Origin of the sequence: Yoonia sp., from assembly GCF_030731595.1 — a bacterium.
Taxonomy (GTDB): Bacteria; Pseudomonadota; Alphaproteobacteria; order Rhodobacterales; family Rhodobacteraceae; genus Yoonia.
The window spans coordinates 1-22,831 of sequence record NZ_JANQTS010000094.1 but is presented as its reverse complement, the minus strand read 5'-3'; the positions used below and the strand labels follow the sequence as shown (position 1 = coordinate 22,831).

Below are 22,831 nucleotides of genomic sequence, written 5' to 3'. Positions count from 1 at the left end.
GATGACGAAAGCCCGCACCTGTCCGGTGCGGGCTTTCGCGTTTCTAGGCCTTTAGGGCCAATGTGGGGGACAAGACGTCAATGCCCAGCGCCTTGCCTACGGCGTAGTAGGTCAGGTGTCCCGCGTGGACGTTCAACCCGTCCAGCAAATGCGGATCATCTTCGCAGGCCTTCCGCCAGCCTTTATCCGCCAGTGCCAGCATGAAAGGCATCGTTGCATTGCCCAAGGCGATCGTCGACGTCCGCGCCACGGCGCCGGGCATGTTTGCCACACAGTAGTGCATGATCCCGTCGACCTCATAGATCGGGTCTTGGTGTGTTGTGGCCTTGGATGTCTCGAAACATCCGCCCTGATCAATCGCGACATCCACCAGCGCCGCCCCCGGCTTCAGCTCTGCCAGTTGTGCCTTGGAAATCAGTTTGGGCGCTGCCGCACCGGGAATCAGGACCGCGCCAATAATCAGGTCGGCCTGTTGCGCAAGCTCGATCGTATTGCCCGCGCTGGCATAGCTGTTTTTGAACTGCCCGCCAAAGACATCATCCAGATAGCGAAGCCGCGGCAGGGATCGGTCCAGCACGGTGACATCAGCCCCCATGCCTGCGGCAACTTTTGCCGCATGGGTGCCCACAACACCGCCACCGATGACCAGAACCCGCGCAGGACCAACACCCGGCACGCCGCCCATCAAGACACCGCGCCCGCCATTGGCCTTTTGCAGCGTCCACGCGCCCACTTGCGGGGCAAGCCGTCCGGCGACTTCTGACATCGGGGCCAGCAGGGGCAGACCGCCGCGATCATCCGTCACGGTTTCGTAGGCGATGCAGGTGGCACCCGATGCCATCAGGTCACGGGTCTGTTCGGGGTCCGGTGCAAGGTGAAGGTAGGTAAACAGGATCTGTCCTTCACGCAGCATTTTCCGCTCGACCGACTGCGGTTCCTTGACCTTCACGATCATATCGGCAGCAGCAAAGACCTCTGCCGCTGTTCCGGCAATGGCCGCGCCTGCCGCGATGTAATCTGCATCGGTAAAGCCTGCGCCTACACCTGCGCCGGTTTCGACCGTGACCTGATGGCCGTGATTGACCGCTTCATGCGCGGCATTGGGTGTCAATCCGACGCGGAACTCTTGTGGTTTGATCTCTTTCGGGCAACCGATATGCATGACGTGTGTCCTCCCTGTCAGTGCCCAGAGTATCACGCCTGACCAAAGCAATAACTTGACGCTTCTGCTTGGATGTTTGCGATAACTTCGATAGAATTTTGCGTAGATTGTGCAAATCTTCGAAGGAATCCGCGCCAAATGGAAATTGACAGTATTGATCGCCGAATCCTCGAGGTTTTGCAGAAGAAGGGCCGAATTTCGAATGCCGAGTTGTCAGAGATGGCAAACCTGTCCGCCTCCGCATGCCATAGGCGCGTGCAGCGGCTCGAAAAGGAAGGCTATATCCGGGATTATGTGGCTCTGTTGAACCCCCGCAAAGTGGGTCTTCCGACAACGGTTTTCGTGGAAATCACGCTGAGCGGGCAGGCGGATGAGGTGCTGGATGCCTTCGAAAAGGCGGTGGCGCGCGTGCCCGATGTGTTGGAGTGCCATTTGATGGCAGGCTCGGCCGACTATCTACTCAAGGTTGTCGCAGGCGACACCGAGGATTTTGCGCGCATCCACCGCCGGTATCTGGCGACGCTGCCGGGTGTGGCACAGATGCAGTCTTCTTTTGCGCTCAGGACGGTTCGACAGACGACAGCATTGCCTGTCTGAGGTTCTGGCCTAGTTTGCCAAAGTAGAAGTTTTGAGCGGGAGCAACCCGGACAGTATCATTTTATCTAATTTCAAGACCAGTTTTTTTGTGACATTTACTTCTTTCTGGTTGCATAGTGATTTGATACGAAACGATCTATTGCCGATAGGCATCGAGCGATGAGGACCCAAAAATGTGTACACTGTGTGGCTGTGCAACTTGTGGTGCGCAAGAGTTTTTGGAGAGTGCGAGCGATCCGTATAACCTGATCGAGGTTGGCACGACGCAAGGAGGTCAGGCAAATTTCAAGTGGGGCAATGACATTCGGGGTGCCGCAAGTGGCAACATTTCGTGGTCATTCAACCTTGCAGGGTTGAGTATCATTGCAGGCTCCAACATCGGGCAATTTACCGATGCGATCTTTGATGCTTTTGACACATGGGCCGCTATTGCAGGCCTGACCTTTATCAATGATCCGACTTTCGGCAATTCGGATATCGATATCAGCGTCGCCCCGTTGTCAGGCGGCACGATTGGCCTTGCAAACACGTTCTATTTTCCCAGTGACGCAAACGGAAATGGTCTGGTGACCATCGCTGAATCCGACATTACGATCGATCAAGATGAAACATGGAGACCCAACGGCTCAGACGGGAGTTTTACCTTCTTTCAGGTATTGCTGCACGAGATTGGCCATGCTTTGGGGCTTGATCACTTTAATACCTCCGACTCGATCATGAATGCCTCGGCGAATGCGGGGTCACGGCTTTTGGGTGATGATGACATCGCGGGTATTCAGGATCTTTACGGTGAACGGCGCTGGTCGGACGCTGGCGAAGAGGCGAATTTCGAGTTCATCGGTGTTGGTCAGACAGCCTATGCCGAAGGTGGCGATGATGTCATCATGGGCACTGCGCAGGCTGACCGGTTCTTTGGCGGTGCAGGCAATGATGAAATCAATGGTGCTGGCGGTGATGATCTGATCGTCGACACACGCGGCAACAATGACTTGGTTGGTGGCGCGGGCCGCGATACGATCATTGGCGGTACCGGTGTTCTTGACGGTGACGGCGGGGCCGGCAACGATATCTTGATTGGTGGCATCGGGAATGACGTTCTGAATGGTGGCAACGGCAATGATGTCTTGCGTGGTGATCCGACGGGCAGTTTCGTGGCCGGTGACGACCGTCTGCTTGCCGGCGCGGGGAACGATGTTCTGGAAGGCGGCGGAGGCGCCGATACTTTTGTTTTCAACTTGGCCGATGGCAATAACCGGATCACAGACTTTGAAAGAGGCATTGATATCATTGATCTGGTCGGGGTGAGTTTCGGGCAGGGTAGCTTGCGGTTTGTCGGTGGTGACACGATCTGGACTGACAACGTGGGCGGCGTTGATCTGAGCATCACCATCGAGGACGTAATTCTAGACTCATCGGACTTTATTTAATGAACAGGGTATTTTTTCGCGGGGCGTTTGCAGTCATAACCGCCTTTGGGATCGTCGCATGCGGCGGTGGTAGCGGCGATAGCGTCGTCGTCAGCAGAGGGAATCCGACAGAGCCTACCGATCCGGCGGTAGAGATTTTGCCCGATGACACTTATCCTGCTCTATCGAACCGCGCAGCGACCGGTACCGCGGTAGAAATGGTCTATGTTGTGCTGGACGATGGTAATGCGCGTTTCTTAGATGCCGTGACCATCAACGCTTCGAGTGGCGCAATCACCGGCGGTTTGCTTGATGGTACAGTCATCGACAATGCAGAATACTTGAACCCCGCAAATGGCGAATTCTCTCGGATCGTGCGGATATCCGACTCCAATATTTTTGGAGCAGTTGGGCTGGATGTTCAACCGGTCGACCTCCCAACGACAGGCGTTACAGACTACAATGAAGGCTGGGTGGGTATGACAGCGGTTTTTTCTGATAACGTTTATGTCCTGACCGGCAACGCAGAGTTTACTGTCACGTGGGATGGGTCCGGCGACATTGATGGGCGCTTTTTCAACTTGTCTGGCACAACGTCACGGGGGGGAACTGTGACAAATGAGGGAACAATTATCCTGACCAACGGAAGCGTTACGGATGATCGGTTCGCGGGAGGGACAGTAACGGGAACCGGGTTATTTGACCGGTTGGGCGGCACAAGTTCGACAGCGGGAACGCAAGGCGTTTTCTTTGGCCGCGATGCTGATGAGTTGGGGGGTGTCTTGCTGATCAACGATAATGCCGAAGATATCCAAGTGATTGGCGCTTTTCAGGCTGATTGATCCGCTTTGACGGTCTCCTGTGGTACGTGCTCCAATCCGTAAGGCTTGCTAAGGTTCCAGACGTGTTCTGGCACCATAGTCTGGATCTTCGCCGGTTCTTCCCGCCGCAGATGCAGGATGGTTCCTGCCGCCTTCATCTCGAGCCCGGTGCGCGCGACTTTGGTCGCCCCCTTCCCCTTGGCCTTACCACGCGTTAAAGGGGCGCATCTGAAACAAGGAGCCAGCCAATGGGCTATCGAATCGTCGTCGTGGGCGCCACAGGTAACGTGGGCCGCGAAATGCTGAACATCCTCGCCGAACGGGAATTCCCCGTGGACGAGATCACCGCACTTGCCAGCCGTAAATCGCTGGGCAGCGAAGTCAGCTTTGGCGAAAAGACCCTCAAGACCAAGGATCTTGATACCTTTGATTTCACGGGCTGGGATATTGCGCTGTTTGCCGTCGGTTCGGACGCGACAAAGATCTATGCGCCCAAGGCTGCCAAAGCTGGCTGCGTCGTGATCGATAACTCGTCGCTTTATCGCTATGACGCGGATGTGCCGCTGATCGTGCCCGAAGTGAACCCCGAAGCGGTGCACGGCTATGCAAAGAAAAACATCATCGCGAACCCGAATTGTTCGACAGCCCAGATGGTTGTGGCGCTCAAGCCGCTGCATGACCGCGCGACAATCAAGCGCGTCGTGGTCAGCACCTATCAGTCCGTTTCCGGTGCCGGCAAAGAAGGCATTGACGAGCTGTGGGACCAGACCAAGAGCATCTACAATCCAACCGATAGCAAGCCGCCGCGCAAGTTCCAAAAGCAGATCGCCTTCAACGTGATTCCGCAGATTGATGTGTTCATGGATTCCGGTGACACCAAAGAAGAATGGAAGATGGTCGTCGAAACCAAAAAGATCCTCGACACCAAGATCAAGGTCACAGCCACCTGCGTGCGTGTGCCGGTCTTTGTTGGCCACTCTGAAGCGATCAACATCGAGTTCGAAGAGTTTCTGGACGAGGACGAAGCCCGCGATATTCTGCGCGAAGCCCCCGGCATTATGGTGATCGACAAGCGCGAGGCGGGTGGCTACGTCACACCGATTGAATGTGTCGGCGATTTTGCGACCTTCATCAGCCGCATCCGGCAGGACAGCACGATCGATAACGGGCTGAACCTGTGGTGCGTGTCAGACAACCTGCGCAAGGGTGCAGCTTTGAATGCGGTGCAGATTGCCGAGCTTTTGGGCCGCGAGTGTCTGAAGAAGGGCTGACCTTCTAAAGTGAGTTTTGGAAATGGGCGCTGTTTTCAGCGCCCTTTTTCATGCGCATAGAATTTTTTTGCCGACCTCGCCAAGGATCACGCCGCCGCGCGCGTCTTACTGCTATATTGACCGCACACATTTGCAGGAGAACACCATGCTGCGCCTAATGCTTACCACCAGCCTGATCGCGCTGGCCGCCCCCAGTTTCTCGGACACATTCATCGGCGATGCCCGCGTCGATACGGTGACCATCTATCCCGGACTGGCCACAGTCACACGCCAAGTGACGCTGGACCTGCCTGCTGGTCAGCACGAAATCGTTGTGCCCGGCCTTCCGCAGGGTTTGTCTTCTGAAGGGCTGCGCCTTGCCGCCCCCATGGGCGCGCAGATCGGCGCGGTTAATCTGGCATATGACCGCCTGCCGGTGACCCCTGACCAGTCCTCGCCGGCAGTTCTGGCGGCTCAGGATGAAGTAGAGCGCCTAGAGGCCGTGCTGCGTGACCGGACCGCTGGTATCGCGGAAATCCGTCTGCGGGTACAGGCTGCAGAAGAGCAGATCGCCTTTTTGCAAAGCCTCTCGCAGGCCAGCGCAGGAGAAACACTCACCGCCAGCACCATCGCCGATATTCGCGCGCTGGCGCAGATGGTGGGTACCGAAACGCTTGCCGTGCGCGAAGCCGCCTTTGCCGCCGAGCAGGAGGCGAAAGCTGCGGAGCTTGCCCGCGAGGATGACATCGAGGCGCTGGAAGATGCCAAACGCGCCCTTGCGGCCTTGATGGCCCCCGAAGACGAAGGATCGGTTCTGACTTTTACCCTCAATGCGCTGGAAGCGGGTGAGGTCACGATTGATATCACCACGCTGGAGGGGTTTGCCAATTGGTCCCCTGTCTATGACATGCGCCTGACCACGGGCGATGCGGCCAGCCTTGATATCGACCGCGCCGTCGTCGTCAGTCAGGAGACGGGTCAGGACTGGCTGGATGTCAGACTGGTGCTCTCTACTGCCCGCCCCGGCGAACAGATCGCCCCCGGCGGTGTTTGGGCCCCGCTTCGGCGGATCATTTCCGAAGACGACCGTGAACGTGGTCTCGTGATGATGAGTGACAGTGTGCAGTCCCTGTCCCGCGCCGAGGTCGCCGGCATGGCAGCACCGGTCATGGAAGCCGTGGTGGCGAAGGCGGATTTCAGTGGGGCGACGGTCACCTATACCTATCCGGGCCGTGTCGATATCCGCAACGGCGTGGATGATCTGCGCTTACCGCTGGATACGCTGAACCTTGACGCCGACGTCTGGGCCGAGGCCGCCCCAAGCCGCGATAGTATCGCCTACCGCATGGCAGAATTCACCAATACAACCGATGAAATCCTGCTTCCGGGGCAGGCATTGGTCTTTGCCGATGGCACGATGATCGGGTTCAGCCAGTTACCGCTTTTGGCGGCGGGTGCGGATACGGAAATGGGCTTTGGTCCATTGGACGGTTTGCGCCTGACCCGCACGACGCCCAACCGGTCCGAGGGCGATCGGGGCGTCTTTACCACGACCAACCAGTTAACCGAACAGGCGGTGATGACGGTGGAAAACCTGACGGGACAGGACTGGAAGGTACTGCTGCGCGATGCGATCCCCTATTCCGAGCAGGATGATCTGGAGGTCACGTTTACAGCCAGCCCCTCCGTCGCGCGCCGTGACCCCGAAGGTCAGCGCGGGATCTTGGAATGGGATCTGGATGTCGCGGCAGGGGTCAAGCAAGACGTGCGGCTGGACTATACCCTGTCTTGGCCGAGCGGGTATGTACTGGAGTAAGGTGGTTCAAATCCCTCCTACCCGCCGCATCTGCCGGCTATGAAAAGGGGCCCGCGAGGGCCCCTGATCCTTTACATATTCGGATAGTTCGGCCCGTCCCCGCCTTGCGGCACGGTCCATGTGATGTTCTGGCTGGGGTCTTTGATATCGCAAGTCTTGCAATGGACGCAGTTCTGGAAGTTGATCTGGAACTTCGTCTCGGCCCCTTGACCGACAAATTCATAGACCCCCGCCGGACAATACCGCGCCGATGGTCCTGCATATTTTGCCAGGTTCACGCTGACCGGCACGTCGGGGTCGGTCAGGTGCAGGTGCGCAGGCTGGCTTTCCTCATGGTTGGTAAAGCTGAAGGCAACATTGGTCAGACGGTCGAATGACAAGGTGCCATCAGGTTTGGGATATTTGATTTCCTTGTGCTTGGCGGCCGGTTCCGTCGCTGCGGCATCCGATTTGCCGTGCTTCATCGTGCCCAGAACACCGATCCCGAAGGTGTTCATCCACATATCCATCCCGCCAATGCCCAAAGAGGCAAGCAGCCCGTATTTGGACCAGAGCGGTTTCACGTTCTGCACTTTCTTGAGGTCGCGGCCAATCTCGCCCTTGCGCACGGCGTTGTCGTAACCTTCCAACAAATCGCCGCCGCGCCCCGCCTTGATTGCGGCAACCGCAGCTTCTGCCGCCGCGATCCCTGACAGCATCGCGTTGTGGTTGCCCTTGATGCGCGGCACGTTGACCATGCCAGCGGCACAGCCAAGCAGCGCGCCACCGGGAAATTCAAGCTTTGGCATCGACTGGAACCCGCCTTCGGAGATGGCGCGCGCGCCATAGGCGACCCGCTTGCCGCCCTTGAGAAGCTCGGCGACCATCGGGTGATGCTTGAAGCGCTGGAATTCCATGTAGGGGAACAGATGCGGGTTTTTGTAGTTCAGGTGGACGACAAAGCCGACATAGACCTGATTGTTGTCAAGGTGATAGATGAAAGACCCGCCGCCTGCGTTGCCTTCCAAAGGCCAGCCCATCGTGTGGGTCACAGTGCCTTCTTTGTGCTTGGCGGGGTCGATTTCCCAGATTTCCTTCATGCCGAGACCGTATTTCTGCACGTCGGACTTTGCGGCCAGATCGTATTTTGCAATCACTTGCTTGGACAGCGATCCGCGCACGCCTTCGCCAAGGAAAACATACTTGCCGTGCAGTTCCATGCCGGGTTCATAGCTGGGGCCGGGGGTACCATCGGCCTGTCTGCCGAATTCACCGGCGACCACGCCTTTGACTTCACCGTTCTCGCCATAAACCAGTTCCGAGCAGGACATGCCGGGGAAAATCTCGACACCCATTTCTTCGGCCTGTTCGGCCATCCAGCGGCAGACGTTGCCCATCGATACGATGTAGTTGCCGTGGTTGTTCATCAGTGGCGGCATCAGCATGTTGGGGATGCGCAACTGTCCGGCCTCGCCCAGCATGTAGAAATTGTCTTCTTTCACAGGAACATTCAGCGGTGCGCCTTTGGCCTTCCAATCGGGGATCAGCTTGTTCAGGCCGACCGGATCAAGGACTGCGCCAGACAGGATATGCGCCCCGACCTCAGAGCCTTTTTCAAGGACAACGACGGACAGATCAGCATCCAATTGCTTGAGCCGGATCGCAGCAGACAGGCCCGCAGGACCTGCGCCGACGATCACCACATCGTATTCCATCGCTTCGCGTTCAATCTCGGCCATAGGCATATCCTTTAACTCTGGGGACGGACCCCTTTTATTCAGTCGCGGCAAGGGTTACCTGATGACAGATTAAGGGGCAATCAAGACACGACGTCAAAATGTCATGGCGCGACACCAAATCGCGCCTTAGCCTTGACTTAGTCCATCCTTGATAGGCTATGAACGATCGATTGATACTTTTTGCCCCGGGAGGGGAACACAATGGATAAGATACCACTCACCCGCGCCGGTTTTGACAAGCTGGATGCAGAGCTCAAGCACCTCAAGACGGTGGAACGCCCTGCGATTATCCGTGCGATTTCCGAAGCGCGCGAGCATGGCGATTTGTCCGAGAACGCAGAGTACCACTCTGCCAAAGAAAAGCAGTCCTTTATCGAGGGTCGTGTCAAAGAGCTGGAAGGCGTGATTTCACTTGCAGATGTGATTGACCCCACCAAGCTCTCGGGAACGGTGAAGTTCGGCGCGACCGTGCGGCTTGTCGACGAAGAAACCGATGAAGAGAAAACCTACCAGATTGTCGGTGAGTACGAGGCTGACATCGAAGGCGGTAAGCTGAATATGAAATCTCCACTCTCCCGCGCTCTGATTGGCAAGGATGAGGGCGACACCGTCGAGGTGCGGACCCCCGGCGGGGTACGCAGCTACGAGATTTTGTCGATCAACTTCAAATAGAAAGTGCGCAGCGCATGGCGCAGCATCCTATCAACAAAAATGCCCAGGCGGCTGACGGATTGACGCAAGGCGAGGCTATTTCCGTGGCCATTGCCGTGACATGGATGGTCGTCGTCGGGATATTTTTCTGGTTGCTCCCACCCAGCGAGAATCCTGACGCAGGTTTTGATGCTTTGCGCCGTATTTTGATGTTTGTTGCTATTTTCATGCCTGTGGGCCTGATTTGGGTGGCTGCTATTGCTGCACGATCTTCACGCGCCTTGCGTGACGAAATCTATCGGTTGCAGGTGGCCGTTGATGGTTTGCGTCAAACGCAACTGGCGCAGCATGCCATACAGTCCTTTCCACAACAAAGCGTAGAGACCGTGCGCGAAGCCTCTGGCGAAAGTCAGGCAGCGCTGTCTCCTCCTGTTTCGGGCTTCACCTCCCGTCGCGAAGTGTCACGGTTGATTGTCCCGCGTGCTGCGCCGCAAGCGCCTATTGACCAACCTGCATTCGAGCTTGGCCTCCAAACCGAGGAAACTGCTCCGCCATTAGAGCGGCGTGATCTTATTCAGGCGCTCCACTTTCCAAATGATGAGCATGACACCGAAGGCTTTGCCGCCCTGCGTCGCGCGCTGCGAGACCGGAGCGCGCGGCGCTTGGTGCAGGCCAGCCAGGATGTGCTGACTCTATTGTCGCAGGACGGAATATACACAGACGATCTGCATCCTGATCCGATCAGTGCTGATCTGTGGCGCAGATTTGCAAAAGGCGAGCGCGGAAAAACGATGGAACGTCTCGGAGCGATCCGCGAACATGCCGCCATTGCTTCGGCGGCCGGGCGGATGCGCGAAGATACGATTTTCCGGGACGCGGTTCATCATTTCCTCCGCCGTTTTGACGAGATGCTGGTCACATTTGAAGAGCACGCAACAGACACCGACCTGCTTGCCTTGGCAGAAACCCGCACGGCGCGCGCGTTCATGTTGCTGGGTCGTGCAACGGGCACGTTTGACTAATCCTCATGTGGGATATCTTCCTTCAAACACTCCCGTTCTTCATGTTGATTGCTTTGGGTTATGGCTCTGGCCGGACGAAGTTCTTTTCGCCAGAGGCGACCGCTTACCTTACAAAATTCGTGTTCTACTTCGCGCTTTCGGCCATGTTGTTCCGGTTTTCGTCAAACCTTTCTCTGGCCGAAATACTCGATTGGCAATTCGTGCTGGCCTATCTGAGTGCGACGACCGTGGTTTATATCTTGGCGACAGTCGTCGCCCTGCGCCGCAAACTGCCCGTGACCGAGGCAGCGGTCGAGGCGCAATGCGCCGTGATCGGCAATGTTGGTTTCTTGGGTATCCCGATGCTGGTCCTGCTTCTGGGCGAAGGTGCTGTAGGTCCCGTGATGCTGGTTCTGGCCGTTGATCTGATCGTCTTTGGCAGCCTCATCGTGATTCTGATCACCGGATCGCGCGACGGGCGGATGTCGCCAAAAATCCTTTGGACTGTGGCCTTGGGCCTGCTGAAGAATCCAATGATCGTGTCGATCACCTTGGGTCTACTTGTCTCGGCCAGCGATCTGCCCATACCGGTGCCGGTCAATGAATTCATGGCCTTGCTGGGGGCCGCCGCGACTCCCGGAGCTTTGTTTGCCATCGGGGCTTCGTTGGCAACAAAGTCAGCCGAACGTGTCGCCGTTGCGGGGTGGCTGTCGTTTTGCAAACTGATCTTGCATCCTGCCGCAGTGGCGGTTGCCGCATTGCTGATCTTTGATGTTGATCCCTATGCCGCCGGTGTGATGATTACTGCCGCTGCCCTGCCTGTCGCGGGCAACGTCTATATCATTGCCCAGCACTATGGCGTGGCCCCTGCGCGGGTATCGGCCTCTATCCTGATCTCGACCGCTGTGAGCGTTGTTACAGTGTCACTGGTCATTGCATGGGTGACAAGCTTCTGAACCTGCGCTAGCCCTTGGCAAACGAAAGAGGGGCCAGATGATGCAGACGATTTCCGAGAACCGCAGCTTTGGTGGCACGCAGGGCGTCTATTCCCACGCCTCTGCCGCATGTGCCTGTGACATGACATTCGCGGTCTTCCTGCCTGCCGAAGCTGCCGAAGGCCCGGTGCCGGTCCTATGGTTCCTCTCGGGCCTGACCTGCACCCATGAAAACGCGATGGTCAAAGCGGGCGCGCAGGCTTGGGCCGCTGAACAGGGCATTGCGCTGGTTTTCCCCGACACATCCCCACGCGGTGAAGGTGTCGCCAATGACGAAGCCTTTGATCTGGGGCAGGGGGCAGGGTTTTATGTCGATGCGACCGAGGCCCCTTGGGCTGGGCATTTCAAAATGTGGACTTATGTGACCGATGAATTGCCCGCGCTACTGGCCGCCAATTTCCCGCTGGATATGGAACGGCAGGCGATCACAGGTCATTCGATGGGCGGGCATGGCGCGCTGACCTTGGCGATGTCTTTGCCGGGGCGGTTCCGGTCGGTGTCGGCCTTTGCGCCGATCTGTCACCCCACCGCCAGCGATTGGGGCCGCAAGCAATTCAGCGCCTATCTGGGTGCGAATGAAAGCACATGGGCCGCCCATGATGCGACCTTGCTTATGCAAGGGCAGGGTTTTGACGGGCCGGTGTTGATTGATACGGGCACTGATGACCAATTCGGCAACCTGCTGGGCACCGAACATATGGCGCAGGCCATGGCTGCGCGACGGCAGGAGGGACAAATCCGGCTGCAAAAGGGGTATGACCACTCCTATTTCTTCATATCGACCTTTATGGAAGATCACGTCGCCTTTCATGCCGAGGCGCTTTACGCATGATATACGTGGATGCCGATGCCTGCCCGGTCAAAGCCGAGGTTGAACGTGTCGGCACACGCCACAAGCTGAGAATGTTCGTGGTCTCGAACGGGGGTATTCGCCCTTCGCCCAATCCTTTTGTGGAAACTGTGGTCGTACCCGATGGCCCTGATGTGGCGGACATGTGGATCGCGGATCGGGCGACCAAGGGCGATGTGGTGATTACAGGGGATATTCCACTGGCAGCGCGTTGCATCGAGAACGGGGCGCTGGTGTTGAAACATAACGGCGAGCCGCTGACGCAGGCCAATATCGGCAATGTGCTGGCCACGCGCGATCTGATGGCTGATATGCGGGCGGCTGATCCGTTTCGCCAAGGCGGTGGCAAGCCCTTCGGTAAGGCGGATCGTGCGCGGTTTCTGGATGCGCTCGAACGGGCTGTGCGGGCGGCGGGAAAACTGTGACCAAGCTTTCGCCACCCCAACTTGGTGCGCTTTGTGCGACGGCTGCGGTGCTGTTTTTCTCAATCAATGATGTGGCGATCAAGTTTCTCAGCGGCGGCTACGCGTTGCATCAGGTGGTGCTGATCCGGTCGCTCATCGGGCTTGCGATTATTCTGACAGTGATTGCACCGATGACCAACGGCTGGGCGATTGCGCGCACCAAGCGGCTCAAGATGCATATGTTGCGTGGGCTCTGCGTTGTTGCCGCAAATATGACCTTCTTTCTGGGGCTCGCGGCTATGCCTTTGGCCGATGCGGTGGCGATCTTCTTTATCTGCCCGCTGATCATCACAGTTTTTTCGGTCGTGTTCCTGAAAGAGACAGTGGGGCCAAGGCGCTGGGCTGCGATTGCCGTGGGCTTGATTGGTGTTGTCATCATGATGCGTCCGGGAACAACGGCGTTCCAGCTTGCTTCGCTTTTGCCTGTCGCGGCGGCGTTTTGTTATGCGGCCGTGCATGTTCTTGCGCGCCGCTTGGGTGGCACGGAAAGTGCCGCCACCATGGCCTTTTATATCCAGATCATGTTCATCAGCGTCTGTATCGTGATGGGGCTGGCGGTGGGCGACGGGAAGTTCGGCAACCAGACCGACCCTTCGCTCATGTTCCTGTTGCGCGCATGGAGCTGGCCTTTGGCGGCAGACTATCCCGTTTTCATCGTGATCGGTATAGGCGTGGCTATCGCCGGCTTCTTGATCAGCCAAGCCTACCGCGTGACCGAAGCGTCGTTTGTCGCCCCTTTCGAGTATCTGGCTTTGCCCCTGTCCGTGGTCTGGGGGATGGTGATTTTTGGCGAATTCCCCGATGGCTGGGATTATGTCGGCATGACGCTGATCCTCGGGTCAGGTCTGTTTACAGCTTGGCGGGAGATGCAAACCAAACCCATCACTTTACAGCGCCCGCTGCGGCGTTAGTCTGGCCTCTGAACCAGCGCAGGAGAAGTTATGCCCGAGGTCAAAGCAGTGGTATTCGACATCGGCAATGTGCTGATCGAATGGCAGCCAGAGCGCTTCTTTGACAGCGTGATCGGCCCTGAACGGCGGCGTGCGATGTTCGCGGCGATTGACCTGCACGGCATCAACGATCAAGTGGATCGCGGCGGCAATTTTCGCGACACGATCTATGCCGCAGCGGATGCAAACCCCGATTGGCGCGACGAGGTTATCATGTGGCACGACCGCTGGATCGACATGGCAGCCCCCGCGATTGACCATTCGGTCCGCTTGCTGCGCGCGCTGCGTGCAAAGGGTGTGCCAGTCTTTGCGCTGACAAATTTCGGCATCCAGACCTTCGAGATCGCAGAGCCTGTCTATCCTTTCTTGGGCGAATTCGACCGCCGCTACATCTCGGGGCATATGGGTGTGATCAAACCTGATGCCGAGATCTACCAGCAGGTCGAAGACGATTGCGGGATCGCCCCCCCAGCGCTGTTATTCGCCGATGACCGGATCGACAATATCAATGCCGCAGCCGCCCGTGGCTGGCAGACCCATCTGTTCGACGGACCGCAAGGTTGGGCCGACAGACTGGTTTCCGAAGGCTTGTTAAACCAAGAGGCTGCACAATGACTGTGATGATCCCCTTTGAAGAGGGCCAGAAGAACCTTGATTGGCTGGCCCTGACCGATGCCCTTGCCGCTGGCCATGACGGGCCAAAAGCGGATGTGGCCGATGTGTTCCTCTACGAAGGGGACAATACGCTGCTCAATCGCTCTGCGTGGATCGCGGGTCTCGGACTGGCCGTGAAATGCGCCACGATCTTTCCCGCAAACAAGGCGCTGGGCAAACCCGCGATTGGCGGGGCGGTGAACCTCTTTTCAGGCAAGGATGGCGCGTTAGAGGCGATCCTTGATTTTCATCTGGTGACCAAGTGGAAAACCGCAGGAGATAGCCTCTTGGCCGCGCGCAGGCTGGCGCGTCCGGACAGCCGGAAAATCCTGATCGTGGGTGCCGGGACTGTCGGTCATTCGCTGCGCGAGGCTTACGGTGCGGCATTTCCCGACGCGCATTTTGCGGTCTGGAACCGATCACCCGAAGGGGCCGCCGCCTTTCAGGCCGCATGTCCGGATGTGGCGATCGCGACCGATCTGGAGGCTGCGGTGAAAGATGCCGATATCGTGACTGTGGCGACCATGTCGACGGTCCCGCTGATCAAGGGTGCTTGGCTTCAGCCCGGCCAGCACATTGACCTGATCGGGGCATACCGGCCCGATATGCGCGAGGTCGATGATCTGGCCTTGCAGCGCTCCCGCGTTTTTGTGGACAGTCGTGAAACAACCATCGGACATATCGGCGAGTTCAAGATTCCCATCGCCGCTGGCGCATTCCACGCCGAGGACGTGATCGCGGACTATTATGCAATGGAGCCTTTCCGCAGGCAGAGTGCGGATGAAATCACCCTCTTCAAGAATGGAGGCGGCGCCCATCTTGATCTGATGACAAGCCGCTACATTCTGGAAGCTTGGGCCAAATCCGGATAGGGCAGGTCGACGTGGCAGACGAAAGGCCCTGAAGTGATGGTTTATCTGGTTTCAATCGCGGGCGTTGCTGTTGTGATGTTGGCGATCTGGCCGTTTTATCAAGAGCGCCGCCGCCCAGTGATTGGCTTGAAAGAGCGTCACGGCGCGAAGGGCGAGTTCTTGCAGCTTTCGCAAGGGGTGACTTATTGTCGCTGGGCGGGCGCCGCCCGTGGCCCCGTCGCTGTTGTGGTGCATGGGATCGCAACCCCTATGATCTCGATGAATGCGGTTGCTAAGGGTCTGGGCGATTTGGGCTACCGCGTGTTGATCTATGATCTTTACGGTCGCGGACTATCGGATGCGCCCAAAGGTGCCCAGGACAGAACGTTCTTCTTGCGCCAGCTTGCCGATCTTTGTGCCTACCATCGTCTGACAGAGGACATCACGGTTGTCGGATATTCTATGGGCGGCGCGATTGCGACGGCTTTTGCGGTCGAATATCCCCATAGCGTGAAACGGGTCATCATGATTGCCGGCTCTGGTGTCGTGATGAGCGAAAGCCGATTTACACGTTTTTGCAGGCGCGCCCCAATCATTGGCGACTGGCTCCACGGGGTTTTTGCGCATGATCTCATGCTCAAGGCAATCCCTGAGAAAGGAGAGACGAAGGAAATAGACTATGTCTTTAGGGCGCAAAGGCGCGCTTTGGACTACCGGGGATATCTTCCTGCCATCCTGTCAAGCAGACGCGGAATGCTTGCAGAGACCCAGCAGCAAGATCACCAGAAGTTGGGCAGACAGGGTATTTCGGTGATCGCAATCTGGGCTGCCCGTGACCAGATCATACCGCTGCGCGCGCTCGGCGTTCTGGCGCAGTGGAACCGTTCAGCGCGGCAAGAGGTTGTCGAGGACGCAGATCATGGATTGCCTTTCACACATGGATCGCAGGTGGTCGATGCGATCCGCTCGGCTTTGCGTGACTGATGGTGATGCTTGGCGATGGTTAGTGGGCGATCGATAGGACGCAGATGACAGTGCAGGCCGCATATCAAGCTGCCGTTGATGCAGGAACATTGCGTAGCGATGACGCTCAACTGGCAGTGCTGCCCGAACTAGAGCGCGTGCGCACAGCCCTGGCAGCACCCGTCAAGCGCGGGCTGTTTCGCAAAGCCGCTTCTGAGGTGACTGGCCTTTACATGTGGGGCGGTGTCGGGCGCGGAAAGTCCATGTTGATGGACCTGCTTTATGACCTTGTTGATGCACCCAAGCAGCGCCGCCATTTCCATGCCTTTATGCAGTGGGTTCATACCGAGATGACAGCGGCGCGCAAAACCGGTGTCGATGATGCGATTGCGCCGGTTGCGGCGAAACTTGCCGCCGAGGTCAGATTTCTGGCCTTTGACGAGATGCAGATTTCAGACATCACCGATGCAATGATCGTTGGCCGCCTGTTTGAAGCCTTGTTCAAGGCAGGCGTTGTGATCGTGACCACCTCCAACAGGCCGCCTGATGACCTCTATAAGGATGGCTTGAACCGTCAGCTATTCACGCCCTTTATCGCACTTCTGAAGGAAAAAATGGTGGTGCATGAGCTGTCCAGCGCCACGGATTACCGGCAGGATCGTCTTGCGGGCCAGCCAAGCTATTTCACGCCGATCAACGATGACGCGCGCAAGGCTATTGCCGCGATCTGGGCGCGGCTAAGCAATGGCAAGGCGGAGGAACTTGTGCTGCATGTGAAGGGCAGGCAGGTGGTCTTGCCCGATTTCCACAATGGTGTCGCCAAGGCTAAATTCTTTGATCTGTGCGGCCGCCCTTTGGGGGCAGGTGATTATCTGGCGCTGGCCGATGCGGTGCGGGTGCTGATCCTAGAGGACATTCCGGCCCTGTCGCGCCACAACTTCAACGAGGCCAAGCGTTTCGTCACCCTGATTGACGCGCTTTACGAGGCCAAGGTGCAACTGATCTGCTCGGCCGCTGCCGTGCCTGAAATGCTCTATGTCGAAGGCACGGGCACGTTCGAATTCGAACGCACCGCCAGCCGCCTGCGCGAGATGCAGTCGGTTGATTGGGCAGCGTAGATTGGTTTTGGGTTATGGACTGAGATGAAGTGAAAAAAGGGACGTTTGTGGGAGGGGGCGCAGTGAAGGATGGCAATGAGCCGATTCTGTTGAAAAACTCTTTGCTGCGTATGCAAATTTTTGAAAGGCGGAAAACTGTTCTGGTTGATCAAGATACACTAAGAAAAACTGGGAAATCTTGAGAGAACGAGAAAACTATTCTGTCAAATTTGGCCCAAATGCCCAACATCGGAGTTTTTCAAGAGAATAAGCCCAACTTGTAACTAAGTGAGAATGCAACGAATGGCCGGTTAGGTGCCCTAGGCCCTATGTCTGCAGAACTCGACTGCCGCATGTAAGCATCTTTGGATGGCTTGAAGACATCTACTCCAGGCCTTTTGCCGCACAATCCGGTCCTCTCCGCCTGCACACGCGATCCTCAGGTCTGCACCAGCTTGTCCACTATCCACTGGTACATAGCACTTTTCTGATTGCGTCGATGATATAGAACAGAAACGTCAAAGGAACGCATGGCGACAGGTGGATCGGAAAACTCCAGTCCAAACTCCGAAGCATGATGCCGCACCAAGTTAGCAGGCAGGGTTCCTATGAAATCACTCTGCGCGAGAATGGACAGCGCGGGCAGGAAAGATGGTATCGCCAAGCAAACACGACGCGTTAATCCGATATCAGCAAGAGTCTGGTCAACGATTCCCGTCAGCGAACCGTCCGCAGAGACCAATAAATGCATAGCTTTTGCATAGCGCTCCGGCGTCATCTTTCCGTCGAACAAAGCATGGCCTTGACGTGCTGCAACCAGATAACCCTCGCTTCGAATGTGATGTTTCACGAAGTCGGTTCCCGCATTCGGAAAAAACCCCAACGCCAGATCAAGGGTACCATCTGCGAGGCCGCGAAGGGCATCGGCGCGTGGCACTGACCGCACCGAGAATCGTATTCCAGGGGCTTCACTGGCGATAGCGGTGAGTGCCTTGGGGATCAGCGTCGCGATTTCCCGGTCCGAGGCGGCGATCTTGAGGGTCGCGTTCACCTTGGCGGGATCAAAGAGTGATGGCCCGGAAAGCGCGGACTGCAACGCATCAACTGCGCTGCGGATATTCGGCTCAATTTGGACTGCGAACGCTGTGGGCTCCAACCCGTGAGGGCGGCGAAGAAACAACTCGTCTTCGAAGACCTCCCGGAGGCGGCGCAGAGTGTGGCTGATAGATGAATTTGTCAGCCCCATCTCGCCAGCAACGTCAGAGGCTTTCCGTGTACGCATGAGTGCCAGGAAAATCAGGAGAACCGTCAAATCCAGCCTTCTGATTTTAGTTTTATCATAATCAGTCATGAACCGTTTTCAGTTTAATTGTAGATGCCAGATCCATATGTCCTGATCCATATCAACGCAAGGACTGGCGATATGAAGATCGGAATTATTGGGCGGGGAAGCGTTGCGCAGGCGCTCGCCAAGACATTTTCACCGTCACATGAGGTTCGGTTGGGTGTCCGGTCTGTCGTCGAGGGGCACGAGGGACCGATCGGCGAAATCGCGAAATGGGCCGAAGTGATCCTTTTGGCGACACCTTGGGGTGCGGAGGCAGAGGTTTGTCGTGATCTCGCGGAACACGTCGCGGGCAAGACACTGATCGACGCGACAAACCCGGTCGGAATGCGCAAAAACATGCTCGATCTGGTTCACGAGGGGACAGGCTCTGCCGCTCAGTCACTCCAGTCGCGGCTGCCTGCAGCACATGTCGTCAAATGCTTCAATCAGATCGGCGCAGAGTTCATGGCTAATCCCTCCAGATTGGCCGACACGCCCGTGATGTTCGCCGCCGGTGACGATGCCGAGGCGAAAAACGTTGCGCTCATACTCGCCAAAGAAGCCGGATTCGAAGCTGTGGATGGTGGTCCTCTATCCAATGCGCGGCATCTGGAATCGCTTGCGATGATCTGGATTTGGTCCGCGATCAAAGGGCCGCTTGGCCGGTCCTTCGGCTTTGCCCTCGTACACGCAAAAAACAAGGAAATACCATGAAGCTGTACCACTGGCCTATGTCCCACAATGCGCGAAAGGCCCGTGCCCTTGCGCGCTATCTGGGCATCGACGTAGAGGAAATTGCGCTGTCGATGCAGGACATGGAACACAAGGCGGATGCATTTTTGGCGATCAACCCGATGGGACAAGTGCCTGCGATCAAGGACGATGACTACACCGTCTGGGAAGCGAATGCGGTTCTCATCTATCTGGCGGCGCAGTCACAGAATGATCTATTGGGGCATTCCGCTCGGGAGTGGGGCCACATTACACAATGGATGACGTGGCAATCAGTTGAGCTGTCGCCTGTTGTCGTTCTGCTGCACATCGAGAATTACTTCAAGCGCGCCCGGGGCATCGCCCCCGATGAAGCCAAGCGTGACGCAGCAATGAACCGTCTCCGGCCGCTTCTGGCGATACTGGACGCTGAACTTGGCGGCGACAATTACCTCATCGGTAATCGCCTCACCGTTGCCGATTTCGCCGTCGCTGGAGATTTCACCCATGCCGCCAATGCGGGCTTCCCGCTTTCGGATTTTCCCAACGTCGCACGCTGGCTGAAGGGTCTCGAAGCCCTGCCCGCATGGGCCGATACCACCCCTCCCTCAATTGAATGAGACCATAAAGGACAGACCATGACCAAACGTATTCTAATGCTGGCCTCGAACCCTGCAACCTCACCTGTGACCGGTTGGCCTATCGGCTTTTGGTGGGCTGAACTGAGCCACGCCTTTGAGGTGTTCAAGGAAGCAGGCCAAGACGTCACCATCGCATCGCCGGACGGTGGCGACTTGCAGGCTGATGGCTATTCCGATCCCGAGGATGAGAGCGGCTATTCCGCGGGGGATACGATCTCGCTCGCCTTCAAGAAGGACCCGGACAAGATGGCGCTCCTCAAGGACACACCTGCGCTGTCTGATCTCAACATCGCAGATTTTGATGCGATCTTCGTCGTCGGCGGACAAGGCCCGATGGTCACGATGATGAACGACGAGAAGACCCACAAGGCCGTCGCAGACTTCTACGAGGCGGGCAAGATCACCGCAGCGGTTTGCCACGGCACCTGCGTTCTGCTCAAGACGAAGTTGTCGAATGGCGAACTGCTGGTGAAGGGTAAGCGCTGGACTGGGTTTGCCAACTCCGAAGAAGAATACGCCGAGAACGCCGTAGGCATGAAGATCCAGCCGTTCTGGATCGAAACTGAGGCGCGCAAGCTAAGCGATACCTCCTTCGAAGTTGCTGGTCCTCTGGAAGAGTTCGCGATCCGCGACGGATTGCTGGTCACCGGTCAGCAGCAAGTCTCTGCCGCCGCTGCCGCACGTGAAGTGAACGACGCGCTGGCGTCCCAGAAGACAGGATAGTGAGAGATAGCATGCACATCCTCAAATCTCTCGCAATCGCGTCCGCGCTTGTCGCAGGCCCTGCCACGGCTGAAAACATCGTCATCGTCCACGGAGCCTTTCAGTCTGCCGCTGACTGGGTGGAAGTAGCAGCCGGATTGGAAGAGCAAGGTCACAACGTCACGCTTGTCGATCTGCCTGGACGCAATGCCGAAGGCGAAGCTGCGCAAGCGGTTACGCTGGCTGATCATGTTGAGACAACGGCCGCCGCAATCGCCGCGGCGGGCGCGCCGGTCGTTCTGGTGGGCCACAGTTTCGGCGGCATCACAATTTCTGCGGTGGCCGAGGCGGCCCCGGATGATGTTGCCCGGCTGATCTATGTCGCGGCTTATGTCCCCGTCGATGGCGAAAGCATGGAGGTCATCGCGTTGACGGATACCGACAACAGTTTCACCGAAGAGAGCTTCGTGATCGCGCCGGATTACTCATTTGCCGAAATCCTGGAACAAGACCGTGCAGCGATTTTCGGCAACGTAGGAACCGACATACAAAGGGCGGCCATCCTTGCCGGACTGATCCGCGAACCTCTGGCACCTATCGCAACCCCGGTTTCATTGACGCAACAGGCGTTCGGATCCGTGCCAAAGGCGTTCATTCGCACGCTTGACGATCAAGCTGTTTCCACACCGTTGCAAACACGGATGATCGCGCGTGCTGAGATCACCTCGGTGATCGACATAGGCTCAGGGCATGTGCCGCAGATTACACAAGTCGACGCATTGGTCGCGGCGATTGATGAACTGGCGGGCGGCGAATAGCGCCCCCAGCAATACCCGAACCGGAGGATATCTACATGGCTCAATGGCCACTTATGCTTGCAGCCCTAGTAACGGGCGCTTTGGTTCCCCTCCAACTGGCCTTCAACGGTCAGCTGGGTGGGGTTACACGCAATGCCTTCACTGCTAGTCTCATCGTCTTTTTGGTCGGCGTGCTGGTTCTGTCGGTCATTGTCGTCGTAACCCGTCCAACATTGCCGACCATAAGCGAATTGGCTGCCGCACCGAAAACCGTTTGGCTGGGTGGGGCAATTGCGACCGGGTACATTGTTGCGATTGTTGTTCTAACACCAAGACTTGGTGTGGGCCTGACAACCGGCTTAATCCTCATCGGCCAAATTCTGACCGCGCTGGCGCTCGATCATCTCGGTGCATTCGGTAATCCGCAATATACTCTGAACGCCGGGCGGCTAACGGGTCTGGCGCTGATGATTGCCGGAATTGCCACGATCAAGGCCTATTGAGGAGAAACCCATGACTCAAAAGACCGTCCTTATAACAGGTGCGAACCGTGGGCTTGGTGCCGCACTCGCCAAGGCAGCACACGGCCATGCTTTCAAGGTTATCGGAACCGCGCGGAAATCATCGGCGCTGGACGCCTCCTTTATTGACCAAGGATATGATCTGGACCTGAGCAAGGCAGACAGTATTGCATCTTTCTGCACAAAAATTGTGAAAGCCGGTCACCCTATCGATTTTCTGATCAACAATGCCGGGTTCAATCCCAAAGACCGCAAGGACGACCCCACCTACTTTCAGTCGACATTCAAGATCGCATATTTCGATGCGAGCAACGTCTCGGACAGCATTTGGATCAACGCTCTCGCCCCGATGACGCTCATCTCGAAGCTGCTACCTATTCTGGCAGATGACGCAGTCGTTCTGAATATCTCGTCCTGGCTTGGGTCTATCGGTGGGAAGACGGCTGGTGGACATTACGGCTATGCCGGATCGAAGGCCTTGCTCAACATGTTCACCCGCGCAGTGGCACTCGAGTTGGCAGACACGGGTCGTACAGCAGTTGCACTCAACCCTGGCTGGATGCGCACCGATATGGGTGGTGACAACGCCGAGCGGAGCCCCGACGAGGTTGCTAAAGCGGTTGTGGACATGTGGACCGATGGTACGTTGATGTCCAAGAACGGTCAGTTTCTCAACATCGACGGAACCGAACATCCTTGGTAGATGGGTGCTGTGTTACACCGAATTTGTAGACCCGGACACGGCCGCAGAAGCCAACGATCATTTGAGCCTATCGCAGGCCTTACGTGAACCAAATCGGGCGTAGATCAGACAAGAGCAGACATGACTGCCAACAATTCGGACGGCAGGTTTGTCCCGCATGTTGTGACCATAGGTTTTTGTCCA

General features: G+C 57.1%; 24 protein-coding genes. 21 read left to right on the top strand and 3 right to left on the bottom strand.

The window, feature by feature from the left end; translation table 11 throughout:
- Positions 1-43 precede the first annotated feature (43 nt).
- A complete protein-coding gene (ald, locus tag NWQ23_RS10955; RefSeq protein ID WP_306166392.1) occupies positions 44-1,162 on the bottom strand; it encodes an alanine dehydrogenase in 1,119 nt (372 codons plus the stop codon).
- A gap of 138 nt (positions 1,163-1,300) precedes the next feature.
- Here ald and NWQ23_RS10950 point away from each other — a divergent pair, with 138 nt between their 5' ends.
- From NWQ23_RS10950 to NWQ23_RS10930, 5 genes are all read left to right on the top strand, one after another.
- Positions 1,301-1,759 carry an Lrp/AsnC family transcriptional regulator gene (locus tag NWQ23_RS10950; protein WP_306166391.1) on the top strand — a complete coding sequence of 153 codons (459 nt, stop codon included), beginning with the start codon at positions 1,301-1,303 and terminating at the stop codon, positions 1,757-1,759.
- 353 nt (positions 1,760-2,112) lie between these two features.
- The gene (locus NWQ23_RS10945; RefSeq protein WP_306166390.1) at positions 2,113-3,186 is read left to right on the top strand and encodes a matrixin family metalloprotease; all 1,074 of its coding nucleotides are present in this window, start codon (positions 2,113-2,115) and stop codon (positions 3,184-3,186) included.
- A 137-nt stretch (positions 3,187-3,323) separates the two neighbouring features.
- Positions 3,324-4,007, top strand: coding sequence for a transferrin-binding protein-like solute binding protein (locus tag NWQ23_RS10940; RefSeq protein WP_306166389.1), 684 nt, complete (start codon positions 3,324-3,326; stop codon positions 4,005-4,007).
- Between the two features lie 227 nt (positions 4,008-4,234).
- Positions 4,235-5,257, top strand: a complete 1,023-nt coding sequence (locus tag NWQ23_RS10935) for an aspartate-semialdehyde dehydrogenase (RefSeq protein WP_306166388.1) — start codon at positions 4,235-4,237, stop codon at positions 5,255-5,257.
- 145 nt (positions 5,258-5,402) lie between these two features.
- Complete coding sequence (locus tag NWQ23_RS10930) at positions 5,403-7,052, top strand: DUF4139 domain-containing protein (RefSeq protein ID WP_306166387.1); 1,650 nt, start codon at positions 5,403-5,405, stop codon at positions 7,050-7,052.
- Positions 7,053-7,123: 71 nt separating this feature from the next.
- Here the strand turns inward: NWQ23_RS10930 and NWQ23_RS10925 are convergent, their stop codons facing one another.
- A complete protein-coding gene (locus NWQ23_RS10925; protein WP_306166386.1) occupies positions 7,124-8,770 on the bottom strand; it encodes an electron transfer flavoprotein-ubiquinone oxidoreductase in 1,647 nt (548 codons plus the stop codon).
- A 201-nt stretch (positions 8,771-8,971) separates the two neighbouring features.
- On the opposite strand from NWQ23_RS10925, the gene greA reads away from it, so the two are divergent.
- Genes greA through zapE form a run of 10 tightly spaced genes read left to right on the top strand, consistent with a single transcriptional unit; the run spans position 8,972 to position 17,267 of the window.
- The gene (gene greA, locus NWQ23_RS10920; protein ID WP_306166385.1) at positions 8,972-9,442 is read left to right on the top strand and encodes a transcription elongation factor GreA; all 471 of its coding nucleotides are present in this window, start codon (positions 8,972-8,974) and stop codon (positions 9,440-9,442) included.
- Between the two features lie 14 nt (positions 9,443-9,456).
- Positions 9,457-10,443 (top strand): hypothetical protein, encoded by a 987-nt coding sequence (locus NWQ23_RS10915; RefSeq protein WP_306166384.1) that lies wholly within the window; start codon positions 9,457-9,459, stop codon positions 10,441-10,443.
- 5 nt (positions 10,444-10,448) lie between these two features.
- A complete protein-coding gene (locus tag NWQ23_RS10910) occupies positions 10,449-11,378 on the top strand; it encodes an AEC family transporter (RefSeq protein ID WP_306166383.1) in 930 nt (309 codons plus the stop codon).
- Between the two features lie 40 nt (positions 11,379-11,418).
- The gene (gene fghA, locus NWQ23_RS10905) at positions 11,419-12,249 is read left to right on the top strand and encodes an S-formylglutathione hydrolase (RefSeq protein WP_306166410.1); all 831 of its coding nucleotides are present in this window, start codon (positions 11,419-11,421) and stop codon (positions 12,247-12,249) included.
- A complete protein-coding gene (locus NWQ23_RS10900) occupies positions 12,246-12,692 on the top strand; it encodes a YaiI/YqxD family protein (protein WP_306166382.1) in 447 nt (148 codons plus the stop codon). The genes fghA and NWQ23_RS10900 overlap by 4 nt, the downstream gene beginning before the upstream one ends.
- Entirely contained in the window at positions 12,689-13,642 is a 954-nt protein-coding gene (locus tag NWQ23_RS10895; protein ID WP_306166380.1) for a DMT family transporter, read from the top strand. Before NWQ23_RS10900 ends, NWQ23_RS10895 begins: the two co-directional genes overlap by 4 nt.
- A 30-nt stretch (positions 13,643-13,672) precedes the next feature.
- Positions 13,673-14,296: an HAD family phosphatase gene (locus NWQ23_RS10890; RefSeq protein WP_306166379.1), complete on the top strand. Its 624-nt coding sequence runs from the start codon at positions 13,673-13,675 to the stop codon at positions 14,294-14,296.
- Positions 14,293-15,207, top strand: coding sequence for an ornithine cyclodeaminase family protein (locus NWQ23_RS10885; RefSeq protein ID WP_306166378.1), 915 nt, complete (start codon positions 14,293-14,295; stop codon positions 15,205-15,207). The genes NWQ23_RS10890 and NWQ23_RS10885 overlap by 4 nt, the downstream gene beginning before the upstream one ends.
- 36 nt (positions 15,208-15,243) lie before the next feature.
- Positions 15,244-16,170, top strand: a complete 927-nt coding sequence (locus NWQ23_RS10880) for an alpha/beta fold hydrolase (RefSeq protein ID WP_306166377.1) — start codon at positions 15,244-15,246, stop codon at positions 16,168-16,170.
- 44 nt (positions 16,171-16,214) lie between these two features.
- Positions 16,215-17,267 carry a cell division protein ZapE gene (gene zapE, locus NWQ23_RS10875; RefSeq protein WP_306166376.1) on the top strand — a complete coding sequence of 351 codons (1,053 nt, stop codon included), beginning with the start codon at positions 16,215-16,217 and terminating at the stop codon, positions 17,265-17,267.
- Between the two features lie 418 nt (positions 17,268-17,685).
- Here zapE and NWQ23_RS10870 read toward each other — a convergent pair whose 3' ends face one another.
- On the bottom strand, positions 17,686-18,597 hold the full coding sequence (locus tag NWQ23_RS10870) for a LysR family transcriptional regulator (RefSeq protein WP_306166375.1): 912 nt from the start codon (positions 18,595-18,597) through the stop codon (positions 17,686-17,688).
- A 72-nt stretch (positions 18,598-18,669) separates the two neighbouring features.
- On the opposite strand from NWQ23_RS10870, the gene NWQ23_RS10865 reads away from it, so the two are divergent.
- The 6 genes from NWQ23_RS10865 to NWQ23_RS10840 are packed head-to-tail and all read left to right on the top strand — an operon-like array spanning position 18,670 to position 22,648.
- A complete protein-coding gene (locus NWQ23_RS10865; protein ID WP_306166374.1) occupies positions 18,670-19,287 on the top strand; it encodes an NADPH-dependent F420 reductase in 618 nt (205 codons plus the stop codon).
- On the top strand, positions 19,284-19,904 hold the full coding sequence (locus NWQ23_RS10860) for a glutathione S-transferase family protein (RefSeq protein WP_306166373.1): 621 nt from the start codon (positions 19,284-19,286) through the stop codon (positions 19,902-19,904). Before NWQ23_RS10865 ends, NWQ23_RS10860 begins: the two co-directional genes overlap by 4 nt.
- Before the next feature lie 18 nt (positions 19,905-19,922).
- Entirely contained in the window at positions 19,923-20,648 is a 726-nt protein-coding gene (locus NWQ23_RS10855; RefSeq protein WP_306166372.1) for a type 1 glutamine amidotransferase domain-containing protein, read from the top strand.
- A gap of 11 nt (positions 20,649-20,659) precedes the next feature.
- Entirely contained in the window at positions 20,660-21,445 is a 786-nt protein-coding gene (locus NWQ23_RS10850) for an alpha/beta fold hydrolase (protein ID WP_306166371.1), read from the top strand.
- A 35-nt stretch (positions 21,446-21,480) separates the two neighbouring features.
- On the top strand, positions 21,481-21,927 hold the full coding sequence (locus NWQ23_RS10845; RefSeq protein WP_306166370.1) for a DMT family transporter: 447 nt from the start codon (positions 21,481-21,483) through the stop codon (positions 21,925-21,927).
- Positions 21,928-21,937: 10 nt separating this feature from the next.
- On the top strand, positions 21,938-22,648 hold the full coding sequence (locus NWQ23_RS10840) for an SDR family NAD(P)-dependent oxidoreductase (protein WP_306166369.1): 711 nt from the start codon (positions 21,938-21,940) through the stop codon (positions 22,646-22,648).
- The last annotated feature ends 183 nt before the right edge of the window (positions 22,649-22,831 follow it).